General features: G+C 70.6%; 19 protein-coding genes and 1 pseudogene. 14 read left to right on the top strand and 6 right to left on the bottom strand.

The window, feature by feature from the left end; translation table 11 throughout:
• Positions 1-64: 64 nt before the first annotated feature.
• The 3 genes and pseudogenes from CCZ36_RS33130 to CCZ36_RS33120 all read left to right on the top strand — a co-directional run bounded on the left by CCZ36_RS33130 (position 65) and on the right by CCZ36_RS33120 (position 3,757).
• Positions 65-1,324, top strand: coding sequence for a GAF domain-containing protein (locus tag CCZ36_RS33130; RefSeq protein WP_128819231.1), 1,260 nt, complete (start codon positions 65-67; stop codon positions 1,322-1,324).
• Between the two features lie 99 nt (positions 1,325-1,423).
• Positions 1,424-2,946: pseudogene (gene exaC, locus CCZ36_RS33125) on the top strand (acetaldehyde dehydrogenase ExaC).
• Between the two features lie 43 nt (positions 2,947-2,989).
• Positions 2,990-3,757 carry a transposase gene (locus CCZ36_RS33120; RefSeq protein WP_128819230.1) on the top strand — a complete coding sequence of 256 codons (768 nt, stop codon included), beginning with the start codon at positions 2,990-2,992 and terminating at the stop codon, positions 3,755-3,757.
• Between the two features lie 26 nt (positions 3,758-3,783).
• Here CCZ36_RS33120 and CCZ36_RS33115 read toward each other — a convergent pair whose 3' ends face one another.
• Together CCZ36_RS33115 and CCZ36_RS33110 are read right to left on the bottom strand one after the other, a co-directional pair.
• Positions 3,784-4,428, bottom strand: coding sequence for a hypothetical protein (locus tag CCZ36_RS33115; RefSeq protein WP_128819229.1), 645 nt, complete (start codon positions 4,426-4,428; stop codon positions 3,784-3,786).
• 66 nt (positions 4,429-4,494) lie between these two features.
• Complete coding sequence (locus tag CCZ36_RS33110) at positions 4,495-4,740, bottom strand: hypothetical protein (protein WP_128819228.1); 246 nt, start codon at positions 4,738-4,740, stop codon at positions 4,495-4,497.
• 493 nt (positions 4,741-5,233) lie between these two features.
• Between CCZ36_RS33110 and CCZ36_RS33105 the strand changes: the two genes are divergently transcribed.
• The 9 genes from CCZ36_RS33105 (at position 5,234) to CCZ36_RS33060 (ending at position 16,927) form a co-directional block, all read left to right on the top strand.
• Positions 5,234-6,193: a zinc metalloprotease gene (locus tag CCZ36_RS33105; RefSeq protein ID WP_128819227.1), complete on the top strand. Its 960-nt coding sequence runs from the start codon at positions 5,234-5,236 to the stop codon at positions 6,191-6,193.
• 77 nt (positions 6,194-6,270) lie between these two features.
• Positions 6,271-7,842, top strand: coding sequence for a serine/threonine-protein kinase (locus CCZ36_RS33100; RefSeq protein ID WP_206515785.1), 1,572 nt, complete (start codon positions 6,271-6,273; stop codon positions 7,840-7,842).
• Between the two features lie 684 nt (positions 7,843-8,526).
• Positions 8,527-10,296 carry an ATP-binding cassette domain-containing protein gene (locus tag CCZ36_RS33095; RefSeq protein ID WP_128819226.1) on the top strand — a complete coding sequence of 590 codons (1,770 nt, stop codon included), beginning with the start codon at positions 8,527-8,529 and terminating at the stop codon, positions 10,294-10,296.
• Between the two features lie 160 nt (positions 10,297-10,456).
• The gene (locus CCZ36_RS33090) at positions 10,457-11,479 is read left to right on the top strand and encodes a hypothetical protein (protein WP_237302780.1); all 1,023 of its coding nucleotides are present in this window, start codon (positions 10,457-10,459) and stop codon (positions 11,477-11,479) included.
• Between the two features lie 5 nt (positions 11,480-11,484).
• Positions 11,485-11,748, top strand: a complete 264-nt coding sequence (locus tag CCZ36_RS33085) for a class I SAM-dependent methyltransferase (RefSeq protein ID WP_128819845.1) — start codon at positions 11,485-11,487, stop codon at positions 11,746-11,748.
• A 56-nt stretch (positions 11,749-11,804) separates the two neighbouring features.
• Positions 11,805-13,289 (top strand): NUDIX domain-containing protein, encoded by a 1,485-nt coding sequence (locus tag CCZ36_RS33080; RefSeq protein WP_128819225.1) that lies wholly within the window; start codon positions 11,805-11,807, stop codon positions 13,287-13,289.
• Positions 13,286-14,557, top strand: coding sequence for a M15 family metallopeptidase (locus CCZ36_RS33075; protein WP_164873571.1), 1,272 nt, complete (start codon positions 13,286-13,288; stop codon positions 14,555-14,557). Before CCZ36_RS33080 ends, CCZ36_RS33075 begins: the two co-directional genes overlap by 4 nt.
• A gap of 604 nt (positions 14,558-15,161) precedes the next feature.
• On the top strand, positions 15,162-16,337 hold the full coding sequence (locus tag CCZ36_RS33065; protein ID WP_128819843.1) for a bifunctional class I SAM-dependent methyltransferase/NUDIX hydrolase: 1,176 nt from the start codon (positions 15,162-15,164) through the stop codon (positions 16,335-16,337).
• A gap of 236 nt (positions 16,338-16,573) precedes the next feature.
• Positions 16,574-16,927, top strand: a complete 354-nt coding sequence (locus CCZ36_RS33060; protein WP_069736052.1) for a hypothetical protein — start codon at positions 16,574-16,576, stop codon at positions 16,925-16,927.
• Between the two features lie 112 nt (positions 16,928-17,039).
• On the opposite strand, the gene CCZ36_RS33055 is transcribed toward CCZ36_RS33060, so the two are convergent.
• The 4 genes from CCZ36_RS33055 to CCZ36_RS33040 form a co-directional block, all read right to left on the bottom strand.
• Positions 17,040-17,930, bottom strand: a complete 891-nt coding sequence (locus CCZ36_RS33055) for a S1 family peptidase (protein WP_069735954.1) — start codon at positions 17,928-17,930, stop codon at positions 17,040-17,042.
• A gap of 276 nt (positions 17,931-18,206) precedes the next feature.
• Positions 18,207-21,077 carry an ATP-binding protein gene (locus CCZ36_RS33050; RefSeq protein ID WP_128819224.1) on the bottom strand — a complete coding sequence of 957 codons (2,871 nt, stop codon included), beginning with the start codon at positions 21,075-21,077 and terminating at the stop codon, positions 18,207-18,209.
• Between the two features lie 239 nt (positions 21,078-21,316).
• Positions 21,317-22,930 carry a S8 family peptidase gene (locus CCZ36_RS33045; RefSeq protein WP_128819223.1) on the bottom strand — a complete coding sequence of 538 codons (1,614 nt, stop codon included), beginning with the start codon at positions 22,928-22,930 and terminating at the stop codon, positions 21,317-21,319.
• Between the two features lie 234 nt (positions 22,931-23,164).
• Positions 23,165-23,458: a hypothetical protein gene (locus tag CCZ36_RS33040; protein ID WP_128819222.1), complete on the bottom strand. Its 294-nt coding sequence runs from the start codon at positions 23,456-23,458 to the stop codon at positions 23,165-23,167.
• A gap of 167 nt (positions 23,459-23,625) precedes the next feature.
• Here CCZ36_RS33040 and CCZ36_RS33035 point away from each other — a divergent pair, with 167 nt between their 5' ends.
• Together CCZ36_RS33035 and CCZ36_RS33030 are read left to right on the top strand one after the other, a co-directional pair.
• Complete coding sequence (locus tag CCZ36_RS33035) at positions 23,626-24,858, top strand: metallophosphoesterase (protein ID WP_128819221.1); 1,233 nt, start codon at positions 23,626-23,628, stop codon at positions 24,856-24,858.
• A gap of 55 nt (positions 24,859-24,913) precedes the next feature.
• The gene (locus CCZ36_RS33030) at positions 24,914-25,519 is read left to right on the top strand and encodes a TetR/AcrR family transcriptional regulator (RefSeq protein ID WP_128819220.1); all 606 of its coding nucleotides are present in this window, start codon (positions 24,914-24,916) and stop codon (positions 25,517-25,519) included.
• Positions 25,520-25,523: the final 4 nt, after the last annotated feature.

Genomic DNA, 25,523 nt, shown 5'->3' with positions numbered 1-25,523 from the left:
GGTTGTCGCGGGGACCGACGGCGACGACGATGGGAGAGCACGGCGGCCTTGAACGGAGGGTGAGTTGACGGATCCCTGGTTGGCCCTGGCGGCGGACACCGATCCCGGCGAACGGAGCGGCGCGCTGCGCCGCGCCCACGATGTGTTCACCTCGGCGGGGCAGCTGGAGCGGCCGGTGCGCGCGGTGGTCGGCGCGTCCTGGCGGCGCTCGGCCCGGGCGCGGGTCAGCCCGGACGAGGCCCCCGTCGTGGAGCTCGGCCCGGACGAGCTCAACGCCTACCGGGCGGCGCATCCCCTGGCCCCGGCGATGCCCGTGATCCGTGAACTGATGGGGGCGTACGCCACGGACGGGGAACACCTCCTGGCGGTCTGCGACGCTCATGGCCGCCTCCTGTGGGTGGAGGGCCACACGGCGGCGCGGCGGGCGGCCGGGCTGATGAACTTCGTGGAGGGCGCCCGCTGGGCCGAGTCCGTGGCGGGTACGAACGCTCCGGGGACGGCCATCGCGGTGGACCGTCCGGTCCAGGTCTTCGCGGCCGAGCACTTCCTGCGGCCGGTCCAGCGGTGGACCTGCGCGGCGGCACCGGTGCACGATCCCCGTACGGGCCGGGTGCTGGGAGCCGTGGACATCACGGGCGGGGACCGGCTCGCCCATCCGCACAGTCTGGCCTTCGTCCAGGCGGTCGCCCGGGCCGCCGAATCGCACCTCGCGCTGCTGACACCGTCACCCGGATCGGACGTCGGCGCGGTACGGCTGAGTGCGCTGGGGCGGGACGAAGCGCTGTTGGCGGCGCGTGGGCGACGGCTGCGGCTCAGCCGTCGGCACAGCGAGATCCTGGTCGCCCTGGCCCGTCGGCCGGAGGGCCTGAGCGGGGACGAGCTGTTGGTCGAGCTGTACGAGGACGAGTCGGTGACCCCGGTGACGCTGCGGGCGGAGCTCTCCCGGCTCCGGCGGCTGCTGGGACCCGATCTGCTGGACTCACGCCCGTACCGGCTGGCCGTCCCGGTGGACGCCGATTTCGACACGGTGACGCGTCGGCTGGGTTCGGGCGCGGTGGCAGCGGCGCTGGACGCGTACGCGGGCCCGCTGCTGCCGGGCTCCGGGGCCCCGTCGGTCGTACGGCTGCGGCGGCGGATCGAGGAGCAGTTGCGGGCCGCGTTGATCGCCCGGGGTGACCCGGGGCTGCTCGCCGACTGGGCGTACAGCCCGTGGGGCGAGGACGACCTGCCGGTGTGGCGCGCGCTGGCCGGGGCGGTCCCGGCGAGTCAGCGTCCTGCGTTGCAGGCCAGGGTCCGGGAACTCGACGCCGAGCAGCGCGGCTGACAGCCCCGACGTTGCAACGCGCTTGCAACGTCCCCGTTCCTAGCCTCGCGCCGAGGGCCGTCCAACGGCGGGCGGCACCGGATCCGGGAGGCCACAGAGATGACCCGTTACGCTGCGCCGGGCACCGAGGGCGCGATCGTCACGTACGCGTCCCGCTACGACCACTGGATCGGCGGGGAGTACGTGCCGCCGGCCCGGGGCGGTATTTCGAGAACCCGAGCCCCGTCAACGGCCGCCCGTTCACCGAGGTCGCGCGGGGCACGTCCGAGGACGTCGAACGGGCCCTGGACGCGGCCCATGCGGCGGCTCCGGGCTGGGGCGCCACGTCCGCAGGGGACCGGGCGTCGGTGCTGAACAGGATCGCCGACCGGATGGAGGCCCGTCTGGAGGAGCTGGCGGTCGCCGAGAGCTGGGAGAACGGCAAGCCCGTGCGGGAGACCCTGGCGGCCGACATCCCGCTCGCCATCGACCACTTCCGCTATTTCGCGGGGGCGTTGCGCGCCCAGGAGGGTTCGCTCAGCGAGATCGACGACGACACCGTCGCGTACCACTTCCACGAACCGCTGGGCGTGGTCGGGCAGATCATCCCGTGGAACTTCCCGGTCCTGATGGCCACGTGGAAGCTCGCGCCGGCGCTTGCCGCGGGCAACGCGGTGGTCCTCAAGCCGGCCGAGCAGACGCCCGCTTCGATCCACTACTGGCTGAGCCTGGTGGCGGATCTGCTGCCGCCGGGCGTCGTCAATATCGTCAACGGCTTCGGGGCGGAGGCCGGCAAGCCGCTCGCCTCCAGCCCGCGCGTCGCGAAGATCGCCTTCACGGGTGAGACCACGACCGGGCGGCTGATCATGCAGTACGCCTCGGAGAACATCAAACCGGTGACGTTGGAACTGGGCGGCAAGTCGCCGAACATCTTCTTCGACGACGTCTCGCGCGCCGACGACGACTTCCTGGACAAGGCCCTCGAAGGGTTCACGATGTTCGCCCTCAACCAGGGCGAGGTGTGTACGTGTCCGTCGCGTGCTCTCATCCAGCGCGGCCACTACGGCGCGTTCCTGGAGGCGGCCATCGCCCGTACGGAACAGATCGTGCCGGGCCACCCGCTGGACACCGACACGATGATCGGCGCCCAGGCCTCCAACGACCAGTTGCAGAAGATCCTTTCGTACCTGGACATCGGCCAGCAGGAGGGGGCGAAGATCCTGACGGGCGGTCAGCGCATTGACCACGGAGGTGAGCTGGAGGGCGGCTACTACGTCCAGCCGACGGTCTTCGAGGGCGACAACCGGATGCGGGTCTTCCAGGAGGAGATCTTCGGCCCGGTCGTGGCCGTGACGTCCTTCACCGATTTCGACGACGCCATCGGCACGGCGAACGACACCCTGTACGGGCTGGGCGCCGGGGTCTGGACGCGGGACGTCAATACGGCCTACCGGGCGGGGCGCGGGATCAAGGCGGGCAGGGTCTGGACGAACTGTTACCACGCCTACCCGGCGCACGCCGCGTTCGGAGGCTACAAGCAGTCGGGCATCGGCAGGGAGAACCACAAGATGATGCTGGAGCACTACCAGCAGACGAAGAATCTGCTGGTGAGCTACTCCCCGAAGAAGCTCGGCTTCTTCTAAGAGGTGTCCCGTAACTGCCGGTCATGGGTGAGATGATCTTGATGTGGCTGGTGTGATCACGGCGTCGGAGCCGTCTTGGATACGTCCGTTCACCGGGCTGAGCCCGCGCTCATTCGGCAGGTTGGTGACCGTGGTGCAGCGCGAGAGCGCAGCCGAACCACGGACGGGTCGTCCGTGGGGTCTGTCGCTTGAGGACCGTATTCTCCTGGTCGCCGCTTACTGGCGCACTAACTTGACCATGCGCCAACTGGCTCTGCTGTTCGGGACCTCGAAGTCGGCGGCCGACCGGATCATCGACCACATCGGCCCGCTGCTGGCCTTGCCGCCCCGACGCCGGTTCGCGAGGGGCACTGTTCTGATCGTGGACGGGACGTTGGTGCCCACCCGCGATCACGCGGTGGCCGAGCAGTCGAAGAACTATCGGTACTCCACCAACCACCAGGTCGTCATCGATGCCGACACCCGCCTGGTCGTCGTGGTCGGACGGCCGCTGCCCGGCAACCGGAACGACTGCAAGGCGTGGGAGGAATCAAGGGCCAAGGCAGCGGTCGGACGGACGACCGTGATAGCTGACGGCGGCTACCCCGGGACTGGATTGATCATGCCGCACCGCCGCACCAAGAGCGGGGAAATGCCCGACTGGAAGCGGGAGCACAACCGCTCACACAAGCAGGTCCGCGCACGCGTAGAGCACGTCTTTGCTCGATTGAAGACTTGGAAGATCCTCCGCGACTTCCGGCTCAAAGGCGACGGCGTCCACCACGCCATGCGCGGCATCGCCCGCCTGCACAACCTCAACCTTGCCGGATAGACCACAGCCGAACTCCGGCAGGTTTCTCACCCGCGTCCCTCGGCGGGGCGCGGAGTGTGTCGCGGCCACTGCGCGCCCACCTGTTCCACCACAGCGGAGCGGAAGGCTTCCAAAAGGACGCCTCCGGGGTACGTCCCAAACGCTCGGTACTTCCAGCGGTAGTAGCACGACCAGTAGCTCACCACGCGCCGCTCCGTGCGCGCGAAGAAGACCGGGTTCCGAGCGATGAACTCACCGTAGGCACGGCGCTGGGCCGAGCCCGGGTCCGTGAGCCCGGGAAGGCCCCGGCCGATCGCCTCGATGATCTCCAGCACGTACTCGCCGGCCAACTGCATTACAAACGGGACCACCCACGGCTCGCCCGACGCCACGATCCGCTCAAGGTGCCGCTGGCGAACCCGGCCATCGTGGTGCCGGGAGTACAGGCAGTGCAGAATCACCTGCTGTGTCGCGGACAGTTGCCCATCCGAGCCGACGCCCGGTTCCTCGTTGTAGATGCGCGACGGGATGGCGACCGTCTCGCCCTGCACCTCAACCTCGAAGGGCATCATCGGCGCGAGCCTGGCCTCCGGCATGACCGCTAGGACGCTGCGCGCGTCGCCGGCAAGACGGGTCGGAAACGCTGCCGTCAGCGCATGGGCGATGTTCGACGGGTCCCGGGGCAGCTGCACCACAGGAGGATATGCGGCGAACCTCTCGGTCACTCAACCGCCCGCCTCAGCGTTGCGGGACAGCCCTTAGGGGCACGAAAGAAGGTGCCTGACCTGGGGTTTCACCGGGTCAGGCACCCTCTTCGAGTGCACGTACCCTCCCATGGGGGGTGTCGAAGTACCCACCTTCTTCCAGTTCATCCCACCGGTATCCTCGCTGTCACCTTCGGAGATGAACACGGTGAACGCCTGTCCAGGAACAGACTCCCCGGACTCCAGGTGCCGGATGATCCAGTAAGGAACGCTCGGTTCGGCCATCTGCCAGTTCTCCACCCTTGGAGCTCCTCGCCGTGGAAGGGCGCCTGAGGCTCTCACTTCGGCAAGGTTGGCGATGAACCCTCCTTGATGACGAGCATGACGATCTCATGGCCGGATTTCAGAGACAGGCCCTAACTGCGAACCGGCCAACCGGCAGATCCGCCAATCAATTTTGGCCATGATCACGCCTGTTACCGAGAGATCACGCCACCGGGGCGAGTGGCGTCCGTTCGCGGCACTAATGCGGACACACCACCCGCCCTGACTGCCTCATATGTTTCAGCCATCTTTCAAACACTGATTGATGCCTCAAATTTTCTCCCTGTTGGCCCGATTCACCTCACGTTTGATTGGGCCTGATCGTTCCTCCCTCACATTTGACATGGCTGCGTAATCTCGCCGCGGCGGTGAGGAAATCCCTCCCCGACCGCATCCGCGAGGAGTCACCATGCGCCACCTTGCCCGTATATCTCCACGTCTGGGTAGACGCTTGTTCGGCACGGCAATCATGGCTGGAACCCTGGCACTTGCCGCCCCGCTGTCCGCCCCCACGGGACACGCGAGCGCCGCACCCGCCAGCAGCGCCGTCCACGCCGATGACGAGTGTGACGACGAGGGTGTCTCCTCCGCCCGTAAGGCCAGGCCCGGTCACGACGACCACGTTGACCACGCGAACGAGCCCAACGACATCACCGCGGCCAAGGCCGAGGCGATGAACGCCGATCTCAAGAAGAAGCTCGACAAGGCGCGTTCGAGCAACCGAGGGTTCGATGTCTCCGCCGCCACGACCGTCACGATCCCGGTCTACTTCCATGTGATCCACGACGGCACCAAGGGCAAGCTCACCGCGACGGACATCAGCAAGCAGATAGCCGTTCTGAACGAGGGCTTCGGCGGCCAGGGCGAGAGCAACGCCGACTCTGGTTTCCAGTTCTCGCTGAAGGCCACCACCTACACCGACAACGCCTCCTGGTACAACGGCCTCTCGCACGGCTCCACCGCCGAGAAGCAGATGAAGTCCACGCTCCGCCAGGGCGGCCCGGACGCGCTCAACTTCTACACCGCCGACCTCGGCGGCGGCCTGCTCGGCTGGGCCACCTTCCCCACCTCGTACGAGTCCAGCCCGGAGATGGACGGCGTGGTCGTCCTGGACACCTCGCTGCCCGGCGGCACCGCGGGCAACTACAACGAGGGCGACACCGCGACCCACGAGGTGGGCCACTGGATGGGCCTGTACCACACCTTCCAGGGCGGCTGTAACGGCAAGGGCGACTACGTCGACGACACGGCGGCCGAGAAGAGCCCCGCGTACGAGTGCCCCGAGGGCCGGGACAGTTGCAAGCGCCAGGCGGGCGTGGACCCGATCCACAACTTCATGGACTACACGTACGACGCCTGCATGTACCAGTTCACCGCGGGCCAGGCCCAGCGGATGCAGGACCACTGGACGGCCTACCGCGCGAGCTGACGCGCGGCCCCCGGCCGTGACCCTCTACCCTGCCTGGAGTACACGGCAGGGTAGAGGGATTCGGGGGATCGGGGAGCGTGAGCACACGCGGCGAGATCGTCGACGGGCGGTTCGAGTTGCTGCGGCGGCTCGGCAGCGGTGGCATGGGCACGGTGTGGCAGGCTCGCGACACCGTGCTGCACCGCGAGGTGGCCCTGAAGGAAGTCCGACCCCCTGACCCGGCGTTGACGGCCGACGCGCGCGCCCAACTCGGGGAGCGGGTGCTGCGCGAGGCCAGATCGCTGGCCCGACTGAACCATCCCCATGTGGTGACGATCCATCACATCGTTGAAGTCGGCGAGGGGGGCGAGCACCCGTGGCTGGTAATGGAACTCCTGCCCGGCCACAACCTCCAGGACCGGCTCGGCCAAGGTCCGCTGCCTCCAGCGGAGGTGGCCAAGATGGGCCGCCAGGTGCTGGCCGCGCTCCGCGCCGCGCACGCGGCGGGCATCCACCACCGCGACGTCAAGCCCGCCAACATCATGCTCCGCGAGGACGGTTCGGCCGTCCTCACCGACTTCGGCATCGCCGCCCTCCAGGGCGCTACCTCGCTCACCGCGACCGGCGATCTGATCGGCTCACCCGAGTACATCGCCCCTGAGCGCATCCGTGGCGTCGACACCGACCCGGCCTCCGACCTCTGGTCGCTCGGCCTCGTGCTGTACGTGGCCGTGGAGGGCGTCAGCCCGCTGCGCCGCGCCACCACGCTCGCCACGCTCGCGGCGGTCCTGGATGACCCGGTGCCGCCGCCGGTACGTTCCGGGCCGCTGGCACCCGTGTTGAGTGCCCTGCTGGTACGGGACCCGGCGGCGCGGCCCGACGCCGAGCGTCTGGACGCGATGCTGGCGGAGGTCGAGTCGGGTAGGCAGGCGCCGTGGGCGCAGCCGACCCAGACCGCGTACGTTCCCCCGATGCCACCGACCCCGACCCAGCTGGACAGCCCGCGCCCCACCGCCTCCGGGGCCCCGACGCCCGGGCCGACCGCGCCCCGTCCGCACCCCGGGACCCGTAGCCGTAGCCGTACGCCCGTGATCGTCTCGGTGATCGCGGTGGTCGTCGCCGTGGTGGCCGCCACGGCGGTGGTGTTCGCACTGCGCGGGGAAACCGATGACCAGGCGGGGGGCGACAAGAGTGGCGACCGGACCAGCTCACCCACGACCCCGACCGGGGAACCCACCACCCCCACACCGACGGCCGCTCGGGAGACCGCCCCGGAACCCACCAAGGCCCCGGACCCAGACCCGGGCCCGACCACCCAAGCACCCCCACCCGCCGACGAGGTGGCCGACACCTGGGTCGCCCAACTCGCCTCGGTCGACCAGAGCAAGGGCCCCAACGCCCGCGAAAAGGCCATCACGGCACTGCGGGCCAAGGGCATCAATGACGTGCGGTATGTCGACAGCGGCGACTACGCCTCACTGCGGCCGGGCTACTGGATGATCTACCGCCCCGGTTTCCGCGATGGGAACGCCGCGATCGACTGGTGCCGCGGCCAGGGCCTCGGCACCAACAACCAGTGCGTCGGCCGGTACGTCAGCCGCAGCGCCGCCGACCGCCAGTACATCTGCGACCCCGCATCCCCGGTAGCCAGGGGCTGCACCCGCACGTAGCGCCTGAGCCCCTAGCCGGCTAGGGGCTGTATCAAGTCGTGATCAGGCTGTTCCGAGGTGGCGGATCCAGAGGAGTGCCAGGTGTCGTTCGTGAGGGTGCCGCGGTAGCGCAGGTGCCGGTTGCCGTGGTGGACAAGCCCTGCGACGGCGCGTTCGACCGGTGGCCGCCAGCGGCGGTAGTCGGTCTGCCAGCCGGGGTCGGTGGCGGCTTGGCCGCGATCCTCGCCCGGCCCGAGGCTCGGCCAGCCCAACACCCTCTCCCGCCCGCGAGCCGGCGTCACACCCCGGGGACGGACGTCCGGCAGGGTGCGCGTCGGACCGCTCCTGCCGAGGTCTCGGTACTGCGGCGAATGCTCACCCGGCCAAGGTCGCGATGACCGACGGCATTTCGGCCATCCGGGATTCATGCCGCTGCCGTGCGGGGCACGGGTCGGTGCATCGCGCACTCGCCATGCCTCCCGCAGCTATGCGGAATCCAGCTCGTCTCAAACACGTGCGTTCGACATCCCGGTGCTGTCGTTGAACTCCCGACAGCGTCCGACCGACGATCCAGGGGGACCAGTAGCCGTGACCGATGCTCACCAAAGTCAGACCTTCGCTCCTCCTCCCCCACCGCCGCCGGCGGAGATCACCTACAGCGGCCAGTACTCCGTGAACCCCCTCGCCACAGCGTCGTTCCGGAGGATGTGTGCGCAGATCCCGGCCGTGCTGGGAAGGATCGCCCGGCTGTCGTGGCGGACCGACCGCCGGGCCGTGCAGCTTCTGGTCGGGTGCCAGGTGCTCACGGGTGTTTCGGCGGCGGTCCTGCTGACCGCGACCGCCCGGGCCATGGGCCCCATTCTCGGTCCCGAGCCCTTCGCCGACGGGCTGCGCACAGCTCTGCCGGCGCTCCTCGTGGTGGCGTTGGCCGCCGCCCTGGGCCGTACCGCGAGTGCGGTGGCCACGTACGCGGAGCGGCGTGTCACTCCCCTGCTCACCTCGCAGATGGACGTCGCACTGGTCGAGGCAGTCTGCAGGGTCGAGGCCGCGGCGTACGCGCAGGACGGATTCTCCGACCGGCAGGAGGCGGCGGAGATGGGGGTGACCCGCACCCACGTCATGGTCACCGACGCCCAGCGCTTCATGTCCGCGCTGATCCGCATGGTCACCGCCGCCGGCGTCCTGTCGGTGCTGCACGTGATGCTGCTGCCGTTGCTCCTGCTCGCCGTTCTCCCCGCGGGCATCGGCGCCCTGCTGAACGCCCGGGTCGACTACGAGATCCACTACGCCAACATCAGCGACCGCAACGTGCGCGGCATGATGCGCTGGTGGGCGACCACGTCACGGTACGGCGACGAAGTGCGTGCCAACTCGATGACCGACTACCTCGTCTACTGGTACCGGGCCCTGTCCGAGCGGTGCGACCGGCGAACCCTGGCGGCCGCCCCGCGGACCCTGCGCATCGCCCTGCTCTGCTCACTGGCCGGCGGGGTCTTCCTCCTCGCGACCTGGGGCGCACTCGCGTTGCTCACGGCCCTCGGACGGATCGAGCCCGCTATCACCGCCACGGCCTTCATCGCCGTCCAGACCACGCTCGCCGCCCTCTCCCAGCTCGTGATCAACGGGGCCGCCGTCTTCCACACCAGCCTCTACCTGGGCGACATGCAGAACTTCCTCCACGACGCCGCCGCCCGCGCGCCGAAGCGCGGCCACCACCAACTCACCGCCCCGCTCGACGAGATCAAGCTCGACGAGGTCGTCTACCAGTACCCCGGGAAGGACAAGCCGGCCGTCGACGGCGTCTCCCTCACCCTCAAGCGCGGCCAGATCCTCGCGATCGTCGGAGCGAACGGCTCGGGCAAATCCACCCTGACCCGGCTGCTCACCGGGATCTACCTCCCCGACAAGGGCAACGTGACATGGAACGGCACCGACCTCGCCGATGCCGATCCCACGGCCGTCTGGCGGTGCACCGGAATGGTGCCGCAGATCTTCGCCCAGTGGCCGCTGCGGGTCCGCGAGAACGTCACCCTCGGCCAGCCCCGCACCCACGACGACGGGCCGGTGTGGGAGGCCATCGACGCGGTCGGGCTGCGTGAAGCCGTCGACGACCTACCCTCCGGCCTCGACACCCTCCTCGCCCGGGACATCTTCGGCGGCTCCGAGTTCTCCGGCGGGCAGTGGCAGCGCATTGCCGCCTCCAGAGCCCTCTATCGCCAACCCGAACTGCTGATCCTGGATGAGCCGACCTCGCAGATGGACCCGCGCGGTGAGCATCAGATCTTCGAGCGGATCAAAGCCATCGCCGCCGACCGGATCACCATCGTGGTCACCCACCGCCTGGAGAACACCAAGATCGCCGACCACATCGTCGTGCTGGAGCACGGCCGGATCACCGAACAGGGCCGTTACGACGACCTCGTCCACGGCGGCGGGACCTTCGCGGAGCTTCTGGAACTCTCTCAGGACCGCTGATCACCTCGCTCCTCCCGCCGTACGGCGGGAGGAGCCCACACCCAGGAGGATCCGTGCCGCCCCTCGTCGCCTCCGACGACGGCCGCACCACCCGTCACCGGCGCTGGCCTGCGGTACGCCAACGTGGTCGCACCGGAGCTGAAGGGCGGGGTGAGGCTGCATGACGATCGCCGGCCGGAAGTCGAAGGCCACTGCGTGGTCGAGGCCCACCTTCCGGATTCTGCTCGGCAGCGAGGCCGTGACCTTGTCGGGGTCGGCGGTGAGCGCCGTCGCACTGCCTGCGCCGGCTGTGCTGGAGCTGCGTACGTCGACCAGTGAGGTGGCCGCGCTCGCGTTCCTCGGAAGCCTGCCGAACGCGGTCGCGCTGTGGGCCGGGGCCCTGTCCGACCGCCACCCCAAGAGGCCCCGGCTGATCGCATCGGACCTGGTGGCCACGGGTGCGCTGGTGACCGTTCCGGCCGCCGCCTTCGCCGGGATGCTCACCATCGGGAAACTGTGCGCGATCGTGCTCGGGGCGGCCAAGGTGGTGCACGACGCCGCGGCGATCAGTCTCCTGCCCGCCGTCGTCGATCCGGACCAGCTCCAGGACGCGAACGCGAAGCTCGGTGCAGCGTCCTCGGTGGCCGACAGTGCCGGTACCAACGCCGGGGCCGCCCTGGCCGGCCGCCTTCGGCGTGATGCCGGCTGCCTTCGGCGTGATCACGGGCGCCGGTACCAGCGGCGTGGCCGGTGCGCAGCTCGCGCCCAGGATCGCCGCCCGGACCGGCATCGGCCCCACGATCATCGTCGGGTTCGCGGTCAGCCCTCTCGCCCAAGCACCCCTGCTCCTCGCGGGTTCCGGGCTGCGGTGGCAGATCGTCCTGGCCGCCACACTGGCCGGGCAGTTGTTCTGGGCGACGGTGTCCGGGACCAGCCGACGTTCCCCGCGCCAAGCCGTATGCGCCCGCTCGTTCCAGGGCCGGATGCCGTCCGCCAGTACCACTCTCACCGCCGGGCCCGCCCGCTCGCCGCGGCCACCGCCGGCAGCCCGGTCCTCGCTCTCGATGTCCGGACCACCCTCGCCATCGGCGCGCTCCTCCAGATCGTCCCCGTTGTCCTGCTGCTCGCCTCCCCCATCCGCACGCTGCGAAAGATCCCCACCCGCGCGGCCGTGCCACCCGCCCGTGAAGGAGCCTCTTCGTGACCACCATGTCCACTGCTGCCGCGACCTACTGGGAACCGCTCTGGTCTCAGGGCCGCCACTACCGGCAGCTCGACGACGCCGAGAACCGGCTGTTGGAAGGCCACCTTCGACCCGGCCGCGACCGCCGCGCCCTCGACATCGGCTGCGGCGACGGCTCTCTCACCCGGCGCCTTGCTCAGCTCGGCTACCGCACGACCGGCATCGACTCCCCCAGCGCCGTCGCGCTCGCCGCCGCCGTCGAGGAGATCCCTGCGGAGGGATGCGGCTGAGCTGATCAAACGCCCGCCCCCTCTCATCCCGCTCCATGCACCTCTGAGGTAGCCCCATGCCGCTGTCGCACGATCACATCCGCACCACCGTCGAGGCCTACCTCGCGCGCCACCCCCACGAGCGTGACCAGCTCGGCCCCCTCCTGGACGCCCTCGAACGTCCCACCGACATCGCCAGCCGCTCCACCTTCACCGGGCACGTCACCTGCGGCGCGATCGTCGTCGATGCGCTCGGCCACGTTCTGCACGTGCTGCACCTGGCAAGCGGGAGGGTCCTCCCCCCTGGCGGACACAGCGAGCCTTCCGATGAGTCCCTGGCGGCAACGGCACTGCGGGAACTGCACGAGGAGACCGGGATTCCGCCCCAGGCCGTCACGCCGTGGCCCGGCTACGAGACGGTGCCGCTGGACATCGACATCCACGGCATTGACGCCCGCCCGGGCAAAGGCGAACCGGGCCACCAGCACTTCGACCTCCGGTTCCTCTTCCGCCTGCGCGCCGCGACCGCACCGCCGGTCGTGCTGCAGGAGGAAGAGGTCGGCGGCGTCGAGTGGCGGGCCGTGGACAGGGTGGCCTCCCCCTCCCTGCGCGAGAAGCTGCTCAAGGTCCCGCTGACCGTCGAACCGAAGACGGCCAACGCCTCCGCTCTGATCTACAACGACCGCGGCGAGTACCTGCTCCACCTGCGCGACTACTTCCCCGGCCGGATCTGGGAGCCGGGCATGTGGTCTCTGCTGGGCGGCGGCCGAGAGCCCCAGGACCCCACCCTGGAACACACCGTGCGGCGTGAGCTGAGTGAGGAAGCCGGCCTCGGCATCGCCGACCTGACCCCGTTCGGCACCGAGTACGCCTCCGACGACGCCGGCGGAACCGTGCCCATCGCCGTCTACGCCGGCCGCTGGAACGGCGATCCCGGCGAACTCCGTTTGACGGAAGGGGTGATGCTCGCCTGGTTCGCCCCGCAGGACCTCCACCGCCTCCGTATCACGGACACCACCAGCGACCTCGTGCGCCGCCACTCAGCCAGCCACCCGACCAGCGCTGCGTCCCGGAGCGGGATCGCACGGCAGAAGGAGGGGCGTCCAGCTCCACCGCACGGCACGGTCCTCAACGTCATCGGCGTACACCTCTACCTGGAAAGGCCCGACGGAACCGTGCTGCTCGGGCTGCGCCACCCCGGCTCCCCGTTCGCGCCGTCCACCTGGCACGTCCTGGCCGGCCACTGCGAGCAGGAGAACGCCATCACCTGCCTGATCAGAGAGGCACGCGAGGAAGCCGGCCTCCACATCGAGCGCCAGGACGTCGAACTCGTCCATGTCGTCCACCACATCGACAAGGCCGGGGACCAGCCGCGCATGGGCCTGTTCTTCCGCGCCCGCGCCTGGAGCGGCGAGCCGGAGCTGTGCGAGCCGGACAAGTGCACCCAGTGGGCATTCTGGGACCCGAACGCGCTCCCCGACGACCTCGTCCCCTACACCAGGGTGGCCATCGGAAAGATCCAGAACGGGGAGCTGTACAGCGAGACGGGCTGGCCCGCATGACCGGGACACCGGACCGCGCACACCATCGCGTGTCCCCTACGGCCGCGGCCGGCCGTCCGGACACTCGCCTCGTGGTGATCCGCGGCAACTCGGCGTCAGGCAAGTCAAGCGTGGCCCAGGGGCTGCGAGATCACCACGGCCGCGGAATCGCGATCGTGAGCCAGGACGTGATCCGCCGGAACGTACTCAGGGAACACGACACCGCTCGCGGCGCCAACATCGCCCTGCTGGGCAGCATCGCACGCGAAGCTTTGAACGCCGGCTTTCACGTGGTGCTCGAAGGGATCCTGTACGCCGACCGCTACAGCCACATGATCACGTCGCTGGTACGGGACCACCGCGGCGTCTCGGCCTGCTACTACCTCGACGTACCGCTGGCGGTGACGCTGGCCCGGCACGCCTCGAAGGCGGACGCCGCGTATCTGGAACAGGTCACCGACGCCCATCTCACCTCCTGGTACCGGGAGCTGGACTTGTTGCCGGGTGGGCTGGAGACCGTGCTCCGGGCCGACAGCACTCTGCAGGAGTCCGTCGCCCGCATCGTGCGCGACACCGATCCCGCTGCTGCCGCCCCTGCCAGAGCCAGACCGCCGCAGCGCAAGCCGTCACAGGGAGACCCGATGAACACGGTACTGATGTCCGATCCACAAGTAGCGGCGATTGCGGTGCGCGAGTGCGGAGAGCCGCTCGTCGACGTGCGTGATCACGGCTTCCGCGTCGATCCCCGCAAGCAGGATCCGCTGGGCGCGTACGCCCACGTCCGCGAGGGGGTCCTGGCCCGGCTGGAGCACGCCCGCTCGCTCCTGCCCGCAGGCACCGACCTGCTGTTCATCGAGGGCTACCGGCCGCCGGCCCTCCAGCAGCGCTACTTCACCGCGTACCGGGACGAGCTGGCCGTCGCTCACCCGGACTGGGGGGCTGAGCAGCTGCACCACGCCGCCAGCCGGTTCGTGTCGCCGCCGGACATCGCGCCCCACTCCGCGGGCGCGGCCGTGGACGTGACCCTCGTCGACCAGGACGGCCACGAACTCGACCTCGGCACCCGCGTCAATGCCTCCCCCGAGGAGAGCGACGGGGCCTGCTTCACACACGCCCCGAACCTCAGCGACCAGGCGCGCCACCACCGCACCCTCCTGCTCAACGCCATGGACGGCGCGGGCTTTACGAACTACGGGACCGAGTTCTGGCACTTCTCGGCAGCAGACCGGTACGACGCTCTGATGCGGCGGGAGCCATACGCGCGATATGGACCGATCGAACTGCCCTAGCGCCCGCCGAAACCCGTCCGCTTCCTCTGCCCCCTTTCGCTCCCGAGGCACACGAGACGGCCATCACCGCTCCGCGGACGCCCCGATCACGACGGACGAACAGCTCCGAACGGAGGCATGCATGCCTCACCACACCCAGCAGGCGGTCCCGGCAGTCCCGAGTCCCTCGGCCGGAGACCCACCGGCCGAGCACCACATGCATCTTGTCCGGCGGTACTGCCGGCAGGTTGAAGCCGGGCGCAAGACGATCGAAGCGAGGGTCGCCATGCCGAACAGGCGCGACATCAGCATCGGCGACACGGTCGTCTTCCACGACCGGAACTCCGGACGGGAAATCGACGTCATCGTGCAGCGGGTCACCTCGTACCGCTCCTTCGAGGAACTGCTCCGCTCGGAGGACACCGCGCGCATTGATCCGGACGGGCAGCCCGGCGACGGCGAGCTGCTCGCAAGCCTCCGCGGCATCCACCCGCCGGCCAAGGAGGCCATGGGCGTACTCGCGTTCGCCTTCGACCACCGCCCTGCCCGGCCCGGCCGCTCCATGCCGACGACGGCCGAGGCTTACGCCACACCTGACACACAGCGCATCCCCCAGGAGGAAACCGTGCTCGCAGACAACACCAACACCCGAGCCTGGCAGATCTACGGCCAGGGACAGCTCGACCGCGCCTCCTCCCCGCCCATCCCCGACCGGCTCGGCTGGACGCCCTGGGACGGGATCGGACCGGGAGCAGAAGTCCTCGGCGACGTCACCGGCCGGCGTGTCCTGGACATCGGCTCCGGGGCCGGCCACCACGCCGTCCACCTCGCCCGGGCACGCGGAGCGCGCGTCACCGGCATCGAGCTGTCCCCGACCCAGCACGAACGCGCGGTCTCCGCCCACTCGGACGTGGACGGCGTGGAGTTCGCCCAGGCAGACGTGGCCGAGTACCTGGCCGAAGCCGAGCCGTTCGACGCCGCGTACGCGATCGGGACGCTCGCCTTCGTCGACCCGCACCGCTCGCTGCCGGCACTGCGCGACGGCCTGCGTCCCGGTGCCCCGCTGATCCTCTCGCTCCTGCACACCGACCTGCATGGCCTCGGCCCATCCACCGAGGTGGCTCCGCGCGAGCAGATGATCCTGCTGCGCGACGATCCGCCGCTGCCGACCCAGATGTGGGTACTGGCGCCGCAGCTGTGGGAGGACCTGCTCACCGAGTACGGCTTCCGCGTCGATGCCATCGACCTCTTCCCGCACCCGGCCGAAGACGCCTCGGTCGTTCAGCAGCTCATCCGCGCCCGGCGCCTTCCCGATCGGCCGGCGCGGGTCTCCAGCCGGCCCCGCAGCACCCGGGCCCCGGCCGCACACGCGGCGGTCGGCGTCGGAGCAATCCTGCTCAGCGAGCAGGGCATCCTGCTCGGCCGACACCAGCGCGGCACCCTGGAACTGCCCGGCGGCAGCGTAGAAGGGTACGGAGAATCGTTCGAGGACGCGGTCGTCCGCGAACTCGCCGAGGAGACCGGTCTGGTCGCTCGGACCAGCGACGTGGAGCTGCTCGGCACACTCGTCGATCACGTCGGAGGCGTGCTACGAGTCACCGTCGGTGCTCGCGTCCGCACCTGGCAAGGGCAACCGCTCACACAGCCGGACGAGAGCGTCGGCGAATGGGCCTGGTACCCGCTCGATCAGCTTCCCGACGGGCTGTTCGTATGCAGCGCCCAGATCCTCACGGCCTGGCGACCCGACCTGCCCATCGACCACCCACCGGCGCACTTCACGGCTTTCGCCCCGGGCCGGTGAGCGCCGCTCGCGCGAGAGCCGTCACCGACTGCTCGGTTACGCCGGAGACGAGGTCCACCACCGCTCGGAGCACTGGCTCCTCGTGAACACGGTCGAGGCATCGAACACGGGGCCCCGGCAGGCGGTAGCCGGGTCACGGTGGGGCGAAAACCGCGTCGCGGCCCGGTTCGTGGGCCCGGTAGGGTCCGGTCTCCCGGCCTGCCGTGCCGGTGGGACACGTAGGGAGAGCGATGCAGATGACCAGCCCGTCGGCGACGACGACCCTGTGGCGCCCCACCGGCCCCGTGGAACTGGAGCTGGTCCGGGAGTCCAACTGGCGTGCCTGGCCGCCCCGTCTGCCGGAGCAGCCGATCTTCTACCCCGTTCTCAACGAGGACTACGCGGTCAGGATCGCGCGGGACTGGAACGTGAAGCACGACGGCGCCGGGTTCGTCACGCGGTTCGAGGTGGAGTCGGAGTTCCTGAGTCGGTACCCCGTTCAGCAGGCCGGAGGGCGGACCATTCTTGAGCTCTGGGTTCCGGCCGAGGAACTGGACGAGTTCAACGCCCACATCGTCGGCGAGATCCAGGTGGTCCACGAGTTCCGCTGAGCCGGAAGGCCCACGGACTGGTCACGACGGCACACGATCGAAAGCTGTCCCCGCCGACGAACCGGCGGGGACAGCCTTCAGGGCCGACGGTGGAGCCCTGGTTCGCACGGGATCAGATGATGCTCACCCCGTAGACGCTGAGCGCCTCGGTGACGGGCTGGTAGAACGTGGTGCCGCCGGAGGAGCAGTTGCCGCTGCCACCGGAGGTGAGGCCGAGTGCGGTGCTTCCGGAGAAGAGCGCGCCGCCGCTGTCGCCGGGCTCGGCGCAGACGTTGGTCTGGATCAGACCGGAGACGATGCCGTCGGCGCCGTAGTTGACGGTGGCGTTGAGACCGGTGACGGAACCACCGTGCAGGCCGGTGGTACTGCCGCTGCGCTGGACGGACTGGCCGACCGTGGCATCGGCCGCACCGTCGATCTCCTGGTAGCTGCCGTTGTAGAGGGAGACACGGCCGTCGGCCGCGCCCGGGTCGGAGTGCCGGATGATGCCGTAGTCATCGCCGGGGAAGCTCGATCCGGTCGTGGTGCCGATGGACCACGAGCTGCCGATGTTGGTGCAGTGCCCGGCGGTCAGGGCGAACTTGGTGCCCGCGCTGTCCTGCACGTTGAAGCCCAGGGAACAGCGGGCTCCGCCCGTGGTGATGGCCTCGCCACCGGCGATGAGCTTGGAGAACGTGCCGGGGGTCCGCTTGACCACGAGGGCGTCGGCGTTCACGCCGGCCTCGCTCCTCAGCTTGGCGATCTCGGCCTTGCTGACCGTGCTGTCGGCGGTGACGACCACCTTGCCCGACGCCGCGTCGACGTACCAGGCCGTGCCGCCGACGTCGGCGGTGCGCACGGAGTCGGCTGTCCGGTTGAGCTCGGTGGCGCTGAACGTCTTCGGGGCCGGCTGGGCGGACGCGGCGGTAGCGGGAACCGCGAGTGCCGCCGCGGCGGCGAGGCCGGTGGCCCCGGCGATGAGTCGTGCTCGTCTCGAGAGGCTGTGGGGGCGAGAGAGTCGCACTGTGTTCCTCCAGATCGTGGGGGGAAACTCGGGGCGTTTGGGTGGACGCCCATGACTCGCCATCGGGAACACGATCAATCCGACGTGTCCCTGACAACGTTATTCATGCTGGAGAGACCGGTGGACCCACACAAGACCCCCGGATCCGGGCTGGCTGATATATAGCTCTCGCGGCACGCCCCAGACTTCAAAATTTCGGTGCATTGCCGACCTTGACCGGGAAGGGGATGGCTGAAAATGGACCACTGGGTGCGCCGCCCGCCCTCGCGCGTTCGGTCACCGTCCGAGGTGTGAGCCGATCTCGGTACGTGACGAGACCCCCAGCTTCCGCAGGGCACGCGCCACGTGGTGCTCGACCGTCCGGTGCGAGAGGACCAGCTCGCGCGCGATCTCGCGGTTCGACAGGCCGAGCGAGGCGAGGTGGGCCACGGCTCGCTCCCGGGGCGAGAGGTGGTCGCCGTACCCCAGCGCGCCGGGTCTGCGGGCGGTGGTCTGTCCGTGCTCCCGCAGTTCGCGCTGACACCGCAGCACATCCCAGACGGCGTCGATGTCCTGGTAGGCCGCGATCGCCTCGTGCAGCGCCGTGCGCCCGGCCGGCAAGCCCGAGGCCAGCAGATGGAGGCCCCGGGCCTCCTGCACGTACGCGACTTCGTACGGTCGCTCCAGCCGCGTCCACGCAGCCGCCGCGGACACGTACAGCGCATCGGACGGTGCGTGCCCGGACTGCGAGGCGTCCGTTGCGGTGAGCAGGGCCCGGCAGGTCAGCAGGGCGGCCCGGGCCGCCGGCGCGTCCCGGTCGGTGATGCCCGCGGCCAGCTCCGCGCCCAGGCGATGCGCCTCGCCCGGGCGGCCGTCGCGGATGAGAGCCTCGATCGCCGGTGGTACGAGGGCGGTGGCCCACGCCCACGCCCCCGTACGGCGGACCTGCCGCAGCGCCTCCTCCACCGCCTGGACGGCCTGGGACGGGCGGCCGGCCGCCAGGTGGACCCGCGCCACGGCGGCCGCGGCAGCCGTCAGCACCACGCCGGTGTCCAGCGCGGTCGTACGAACGGCCCGTTCCAGGAGCCGTCGCGCCACATCCGTCTGCCCCTTGGTGTGCAGGCGCAGCAGTCCGCAGACCAGCAGGGCCTCCGCGTGGAAGTCGGGCACGTCCTGGTACTGCGCCTCGGCACGCTCGGCACGCCCCAGGAGCCCCTTCCACCGACCACCGGTGAAGGCCGCGACCACGTCCGTCGTCTCGACGAACGCTTCCAGGTAGGGGGCATGGTTCGTCCGCACCGCCTGCCATGCCCGGGCCTGGAAGGCACGGGCGCGCTCCGGGTGCCCCAGGGAGTTCGCGGTGCCCGCCAGATTGGCGTACACCCTCGCCGCCGCCTCACCGGCAAGGGTGTCGGGCAGATCCGCCACCGCCTCCCACGCCGACGGATCGCCCATCAGGGCCAGGGCGGTGGCACGGTTGGCCAGCACGGCGGAGCGCAGGTCCTCCTCCCCGACCCCGGGCAGCAGCCGTTCCGCCTCGGCCAGCAGGCGGCGGTGCTCGCCGACCGGCCAGCCCTTGAGCGAGGGGATGGCCGTGATCGCCAGCGCGCGTGCGGCCTGGCCGGTCGAGACGACCAGGAGGTCGGGGACCGCTCGCGCTATCTCTTCCAGCGCCTCCAGCCCGGAACCCGACTGGTTGCGCAGCAACAGGCCCAGCAGCAACCGGATCTCGCCGCTCGGCCCGGGGCCCAGGGAGTGGTGCCCGAGGACCTGCCGCAGCGCTGCGGGCACCTGCGGGCCGGGCCGGGCGTTCAGCGCGACGCGGGCCAGCTTCAGCGCGATCCGGTCGCGGGCCGCGGGCGCGGGGCCGTCGCGCAGGGCGTCGAGGTAGTGAGCGGCGGCCATGCCCGCGTCCCCGTGCCCCGCCGCCCGGTCGGCCGCCGCCTCCAGGCAGCGCGCCGCCCGCACGGGGCGGCCGGCGCGCCGGTAGTGCTCGGCCATCCCCACCAGCGGGAAGGCACTCGCGTGCCGGGCCAGGGCGCGAGCCGCACGCAGATGCAGAACAGGCCGTTCCGGTTCGGCGACCGCCTCGTACGCGGCCCGGCGCGCCAGGCCGTAGGGGAAGGCGTACCCGCCGTCGCGGAAGGGGCCGTGGAGGACGCCTTCCCTCAGCGCCGCCGCAAGTGCTCGACGCGTCTCCGGCTCGCCCAAACCCGCCACGGACCGCAGCAGTTGAACGGGCGCGGGTTCGCCGAGGACCGCCGCCGCGGCGACCACCTGCCGCGCCGCCGGCGGAAGGTGACGGATCCGCTCCACCACCACACGGCGCACGGACGCGGGCAGGGGCGGCTCCCCCACCACGCCGACGGGGAACCCCGTGGAGCCGGGCCATCCGCGCAGTACCTCCTCGACCACGTACGGCAGACCACCCGTCCACCGGTGCAGGCGGTCGGCGAACTCCTCCGGTACCGCCCGCACGCCGAGCAGCCCGGCGGCCAGCGCGCCGGTCTCCACCGATGACAACGGCGCGAGGTGGCGCTCCACCACCGTTACGCGGGCCGGTGCGCGCAACGGGAACGGGAGCCCGCCGGTCCCCTCGGTATCGGTGTGGGGAGCGGTATGGCTGCGCGCGGTGAGTACGAGGCCCAGTCGCGGCGGCGGGTCGGCGACGACCGTCCGGAGGAAGGCGCAGGTGGACGCGTCGGCCCACTGGAGATCCTCGACGACCAGGACGGCCTCTCCCAACGATGCCGTGTACGCGTGCAGGGCGCGCAGGACGCGGTGGTGTTCGGCGCGCGGGTCCCCCAGGGGAGGCGGCGCCGGCGGGAGGCGATCGGCGAGGTCGGGCAGCACAGCGCGCAGGGCGCCGGTCACCGGTGCCAGGTCCGCCGGGAGCGGCCCGGAACGGAAACGGCTCAGCGCGTCGATGAGCGATGCGAACGGGAGGGGCTCGTCCGGCTCCTGACAGCGGGCGACCAGGGTGACGCCGTCCGGTGTCGTGGTCCGTCGCAGGAGTTCGTCGAGGAATCGGCTCTTCCCCGCCCCCGCCTCCCCGGTGATCACCACGACGGCCGGCCTGCGGTCGAGCTGCGAGCACACGTCCTCCAGGAGAGCGGAGCGTCCGGCCAGGAGACCGGGGGTGGGGGGCGGCGACGGCTCGGCGTTCACGGCTTCCTTCCGCGCTCCTGAGCGGCATCGGCATGGCGGCGGATGGATGGTCGAGCGGGCGGACGGGCGGATGGGCGATGCGCCCCGGGCCGTCCGGACGGCCTCATGATGGCCCGTTCCCACGGCGCTGAAAAGAGGAGTGGCGTCCGCGGCGCATGTGCGGGCGCCGCGGACGCCTCCTTCCCGGCCCGGTGAGGTTCGCGGAGTGAGGCTCACCGGCCCGGGAGGCGCAGGCCGGATCAGAACTGGAGGGACCAGGAGTTGATGTAGCCGGTGTCGTTGACCCAGTTGTCGGTGACGCGGAGCTTCCATACGCCGTTGGCGGGACTGTTGGAAGCGTTGACCGTGAACGTGCCTTGGACGTTGTCGGCGCTGTCGTTGGAGTTGAAGTTCTTCAGGACGGCCGCGCCTCCGCCCGGGGGCAGCAGTTCGACCTTGAGGTCACCGCGGAAGGTGTGACGGATGTCGAGGGTGACCGACAGGTTGGCGGGGGCGTTGCCGTCGATGCCGGTCACGGTGATGGGGGATTCGACGGTGGCGTTGTCGCGGATCTGGACCTGACCGGTGCTCTCGAACTTCTTGCCGGGCGGGTCGGTGGGGTCCTCGCCGCCGCCGGTGCCGGTGAAGAGGAGGCGGTTCGGGGAGCCGGGGCGGGCGTCGCTGATCTTGTCCGGGGTGGCGTCGGCGACCAGCTTGTCGCGGACCTGGGCGGGGGTGAGCGACGGGTTGGCGGCCAGGAGCAGGGCGGCGGCGCCGGCGGTGTGCGGGGATGCCATGGAGGTGCCGCTCATGGACTGGTTGGCGCTGTCACCCGCGTTGGACGTGGAGATGATCTTGTCGCCGGGGGCGAAGATGTCGAGGCAGGTGCCGTAGTTGGAGGCCTGGCCGTTGTTCCAGCCGGTGGCGCGGGCGTCCGAGCTGTTCGTGGCGCCGACCGTGATCGCCGCCGGGGTGGACGAGGGCGAGTACTGGCAGGAGTCGGCGTTGTCGTTGCCCGCGGCGACGACCCAGGTGATGCCGGAGGCGATGGAGTTGTCGATCGCGTCGTTGATGGACTGGGTCTTGCCGCCGCCGACGCTCATGTTGACCACGGCGGGCTTCTTGGCGTTCTTGGTGACCCAGTCGATACCACGGAGGACCGGGTCCCAGGTGGTGCCGGAGTTGCCCTGGCAGTTCAGCACGCGGACGCTGACGATCTTGGCGCCCTTGGCGACTCCGTAGGAGCTGCCCGCGGCGGTGCCGGCGACGTGGGTGCCATGCCCATGACAGTCTGAGGCGTTCGCGTCGTTGTCGATGAAGTCGTAGCCGCTGGTGGCCCGTCCGCCGAAGTCGCCGTGGCTCATACGGACACCGGAGTCGACGACGTACACCGTGACACTGGAGGCGTCGCCGGGGTAGGTGAAGCTCCTGTCCAGCGGGAGGTTGCGCTGGTCGATGCGGTCCAGCCCGTAACTGGGCGGATTGGGCTGGGTGCCGGTGGCGTACGCCGCACCGTCTGCCTCCACCCGGGCCACCGAGGGGTCGGCGGCCAGGCGCTTCGCCTTCTCCTCGCTCATCTTCACCGAGAAGCCGCGCAGGGCGGTGGTGTAGGTGCTCCTCACCTGGCCCGCGTGGCGCTGGGACAGGGACCGCGCGACGGAGGGTATCTCCGTACGGGCCACGGAGTCCTTCAACGTGACGATGTAGGAGCCTTCGACCGCGTCGGGGCGGTCCGCACCGACGATGCGGCCTTCGCCACCGCCCGGCGGTACGGGCGCGGCGGTGGCACCGGCGGTCGAGGCGGCACCGACAATCAGGGCGGCACCGGCGCCGACGGCGAGCAGTCTCCGCAAAGTGCGAACGGGACGATCCACAGCTTCTCCTCTTCATGCGTCACAGACCCGGTCGGGCCTGGGTGGGGGTGGACCGCCCGGCGTGCGGGCACCACGGAAGAGAGCCGTGGTGACGGGAGAACGGGCCGGGCGGCCGCGGGGACGACCTGTGATGGGCTTTGCCGCCCAGAGTTTGCGGCGCTCGGACGGCGCCTATCAATACGTAGCCCTACCTAAAGGAAGGGCGCGCTGCCGTACGTCAGCGGCAGAAGGGCGTCACTGATTGCTGAGGAGAAAGCTGCGAAGCTCGTCGTCGCAGTCTTCGAGGGTGCCGGCCGAGCCCCCCGAGAAGGCCAGAATTGCCTCTTCCTCACGCTGCTGCTCCGCCTTGGCCAGTTGCTTCTTGACCTCGGCGATGAGTTCGTCGCACTGAGCGCTCACGGATTCGGCCGGCTCCGGTTTGGATGCCGAGGATGCCTGCAATGCGGAAGTAGCGGCGAGACCGGCCGCGCACAGCACCACCCACGCGGCGACCCAGGTGCGGCGACTCATCCGTATCGGCTTGGACATCCACGCATCCTACGAGCGCCGCGGCGGGCTCGGACCGGAATCGCGGACCGCACGGCTGACCCCCTGAAGTCGATCCCGAGTGCTGCGAGAGAATCCGGCGGTGGGGACGGAACGGAGGCACGGCATCGGCCACGGGATCCGTCCGGGCAGACCTCAGGAGGACAAGCGTGACCGAGACCGGCGACACCCGATCCGCGGACGGCACGCCAGGCGGCGCGGAGCGAGAAGCACCGCGGAGCAGGCTGCAGCGCATGATGCGCTACATCCCCCTGGCCGCCCCCGTCCTGCTGTGGGCCGTGCCGTGCTGGATTCTCCTGCACACCGGCCAGCGCTGGCCGCTGCCCGTCGCGCTGGCGGGCACCGCGCTGTTCGTCCTCGGTCTGGTCGGAATGCCGTTCGCGATGGCCCGGGGGCACGGCAGGCGTCAGCAGGACGGGGCGGCGATCGTCGGAGACACGCTGCTCGGCTTCATATGGGTCCTGTTCACCTGGTCCGTACTGCTCGGTGCCCTGTTGCGGCTCGCCCTGACCGTGGCCGACGTCGGGGACGGTCAGGACCGGGCTCGCATCGTCACCTGGGCCGCCCTCGGTGTCGCGGCCGTGCTGCTCGCCTGGGGGTACGCCGAGGCCCGGCGCGTGCCGCGCGTCCGTCGGCTCGACGTGGAACTCCCGCGCCTGGGAGCCGGGTTGGACGGCACCCGGGTCGTTCTGATCACCGACACCCACTACGGTCCGCTCGACCGCGCCCGCTGGTCCGCGCGCGTCTGCGAGACGGTGAACACCCTGGAGGCCGATCTCGTCTGCCACACCGGCGACATCGCGGACGGCACGGCCGAACGCCGTCGGGCCCAGGCCGCTCCCCTGGGCACGGTGCGGGCGACCCGGGCCCGGGTCTACGTCACCGGCAACCACGAGTACTACAGCGAGGCCCAGGGCTGGGTCGACCTGATGGACGAGCTGGGGTGGGAGCCCCTGCGCAACCGTCACCTGCTGCTCGAACGCGGCGGTGACAGCCTCGTGGTCGCCGGCGTCGACGACGTGACCGCCGAGTCCTCCGGGCTGGCGGGCCATCGCGCCCATCTCGCGGGAGCCCTCGACGGCGCCGATCCCGACCTCCCCGTCCTGCTCCTCGCCCATCAGCCCAAGTTCATCGACCGCGCGGCGGCCCACGGCATCGACCTCCAGCTCTCCGGCCACACCCACGGCGGCCAGATCTGGCCGTTCCACTACCTGGTCCGCGTCGACCAGCCCACCGTCGCGGGCCTCAGCCGGCACGGCGCGCGCACCCTCCTCTACACCAGCCGCGGCACCGGCTTCTGGGGCCCGCCCTTCCGCGTTTTCGCCCCCAGCGAGATCACCCTGCTCGTCCTCCGGTCCCCGCAGGGCGCCACGGGTCACTGACGCGGGAACCGGACCGGCCATGGCGGGAAGAACTGAATGATGGTTCACTTCTTTGATGGCCTACCGCAAGACCCCCGCCGAAACGCGGCGGCTCGAAGCCGCCCGGGAACATCTCGTCGTCTGCGCCACCGAGGTCGTGGCGGACGTCGGCTGGGCGCAGACGACCGTGACCGCGGTCGCCGACGCGACCGGCATCGCCGCCGGCTCCGTCTACCAGCACTTCTCGTCCAAGTCCGCGCTGGCCGTGGAGGTTTTCCGGCGCGCCGCGCAGCGCGAGGTGGACGTGCTGGGCGAGGTGCTGGAGGGCGACGGTGACCCGGCCGACCGGTTGCGCCGGGGGGTGGAGGTGTTCGCCCGCCGCGCCCTGGAGAACCACGGTCTGGCGTACGCGCTGCTCGCGGCGCCCGCCGAGCCGGCGGTCGGCGCGGAACGCCTGGCCTTCCGGCGCCGCTACCGGGCGCTGTTCGCCTCGGTGATCGAGGAAGGGGTCGCACGGGGCCAACTGCCCGGTCAGGACGCGGAGATCACCGCCGCCGCGCTCACCGGCGCCATCGGCGAGGCACTCGTGTATCCGCTGAGCACCTCGGCCGCGCACGACGCGGACCGGCTCGTCGCCGCCCTGACCACCGTGGCCCTGCGCTGCGCCGGCGCGGCCCCCTGACCCC

It is taken from the genome of Streptomyces sp. S063 (assembly GCF_002832675.1).
In the GTDB taxonomy this organism is placed as follows: Bacteria; Actinomycetota; Actinomycetes; order Streptomycetales; family Streptomycetaceae; genus Streptomyces; species Streptomyces sindenensis.
Note: the sequence above shows the minus strand (reverse complement) of the source record. Positions and strands in the feature narration are given on the sequence as shown.

Excerpts from the sequence above, each read along its gene's own strand:
- CCZ36_RS33105 (WP_128819227.1), top strand. The coding sequence starts at position 5,234 with ATGGCTGGAACCCTGGCACTTGCCGCCCCGCTGTCCGCCCCCACGGGA.
- CCZ36_RS33095 (WP_128819226.1), top strand. The coding sequence starts at position 8,527 with ATGTGTGCGCAGATCCCGGCCGTGCTGGGAAGGATCGCCCGGCTGTCG.
- CCZ36_RS33090 (WP_237302780.1), top strand. The coding sequence starts at position 10,457 with ATGACGATCGCCGGCCGGAAGTCGAAGGCCACTGCGTGGTCGAGGCCC.
- CCZ36_RS33085 (WP_128819845.1), top strand. The coding sequence starts at position 11,485 with ATGTCCACTGCTGCCGCGACCTACTGGGAACCGCTCTGGTCTCAGGGC.
- CCZ36_RS33080 (WP_128819225.1), top strand. The coding sequence starts at position 11,805 with ATGCCGCTGTCGCACGATCACATCCGCACCACCGTCGAGGCCTACCTC.
- CCZ36_RS33075 (WP_164873571.1), top strand. The coding sequence starts at position 13,286 with ATGACCGGGACACCGGACCGCGCACACCATCGCGTGTCCCCTACGGCC.
- CCZ36_RS33060 (WP_069736052.1), top strand. The coding sequence starts at position 16,574 with ATGACCAGCCCGTCGGCGACGACGACCCTGTGGCGCCCCACCGGCCCC.
- CCZ36_RS33040 (WP_128819222.1), bottom strand. The coding sequence starts at position 23,458 with ATGTCCAAGCCGATACGGATGAGTCGCCGCACCTGGGTCGCCGCGTGG.
- CCZ36_RS33030 (WP_128819220.1), top strand. The coding sequence starts at position 24,914 with ATGGCCTACCGCAAGACCCCCGCCGAAACGCGGCGGCTCGAAGCCGCC.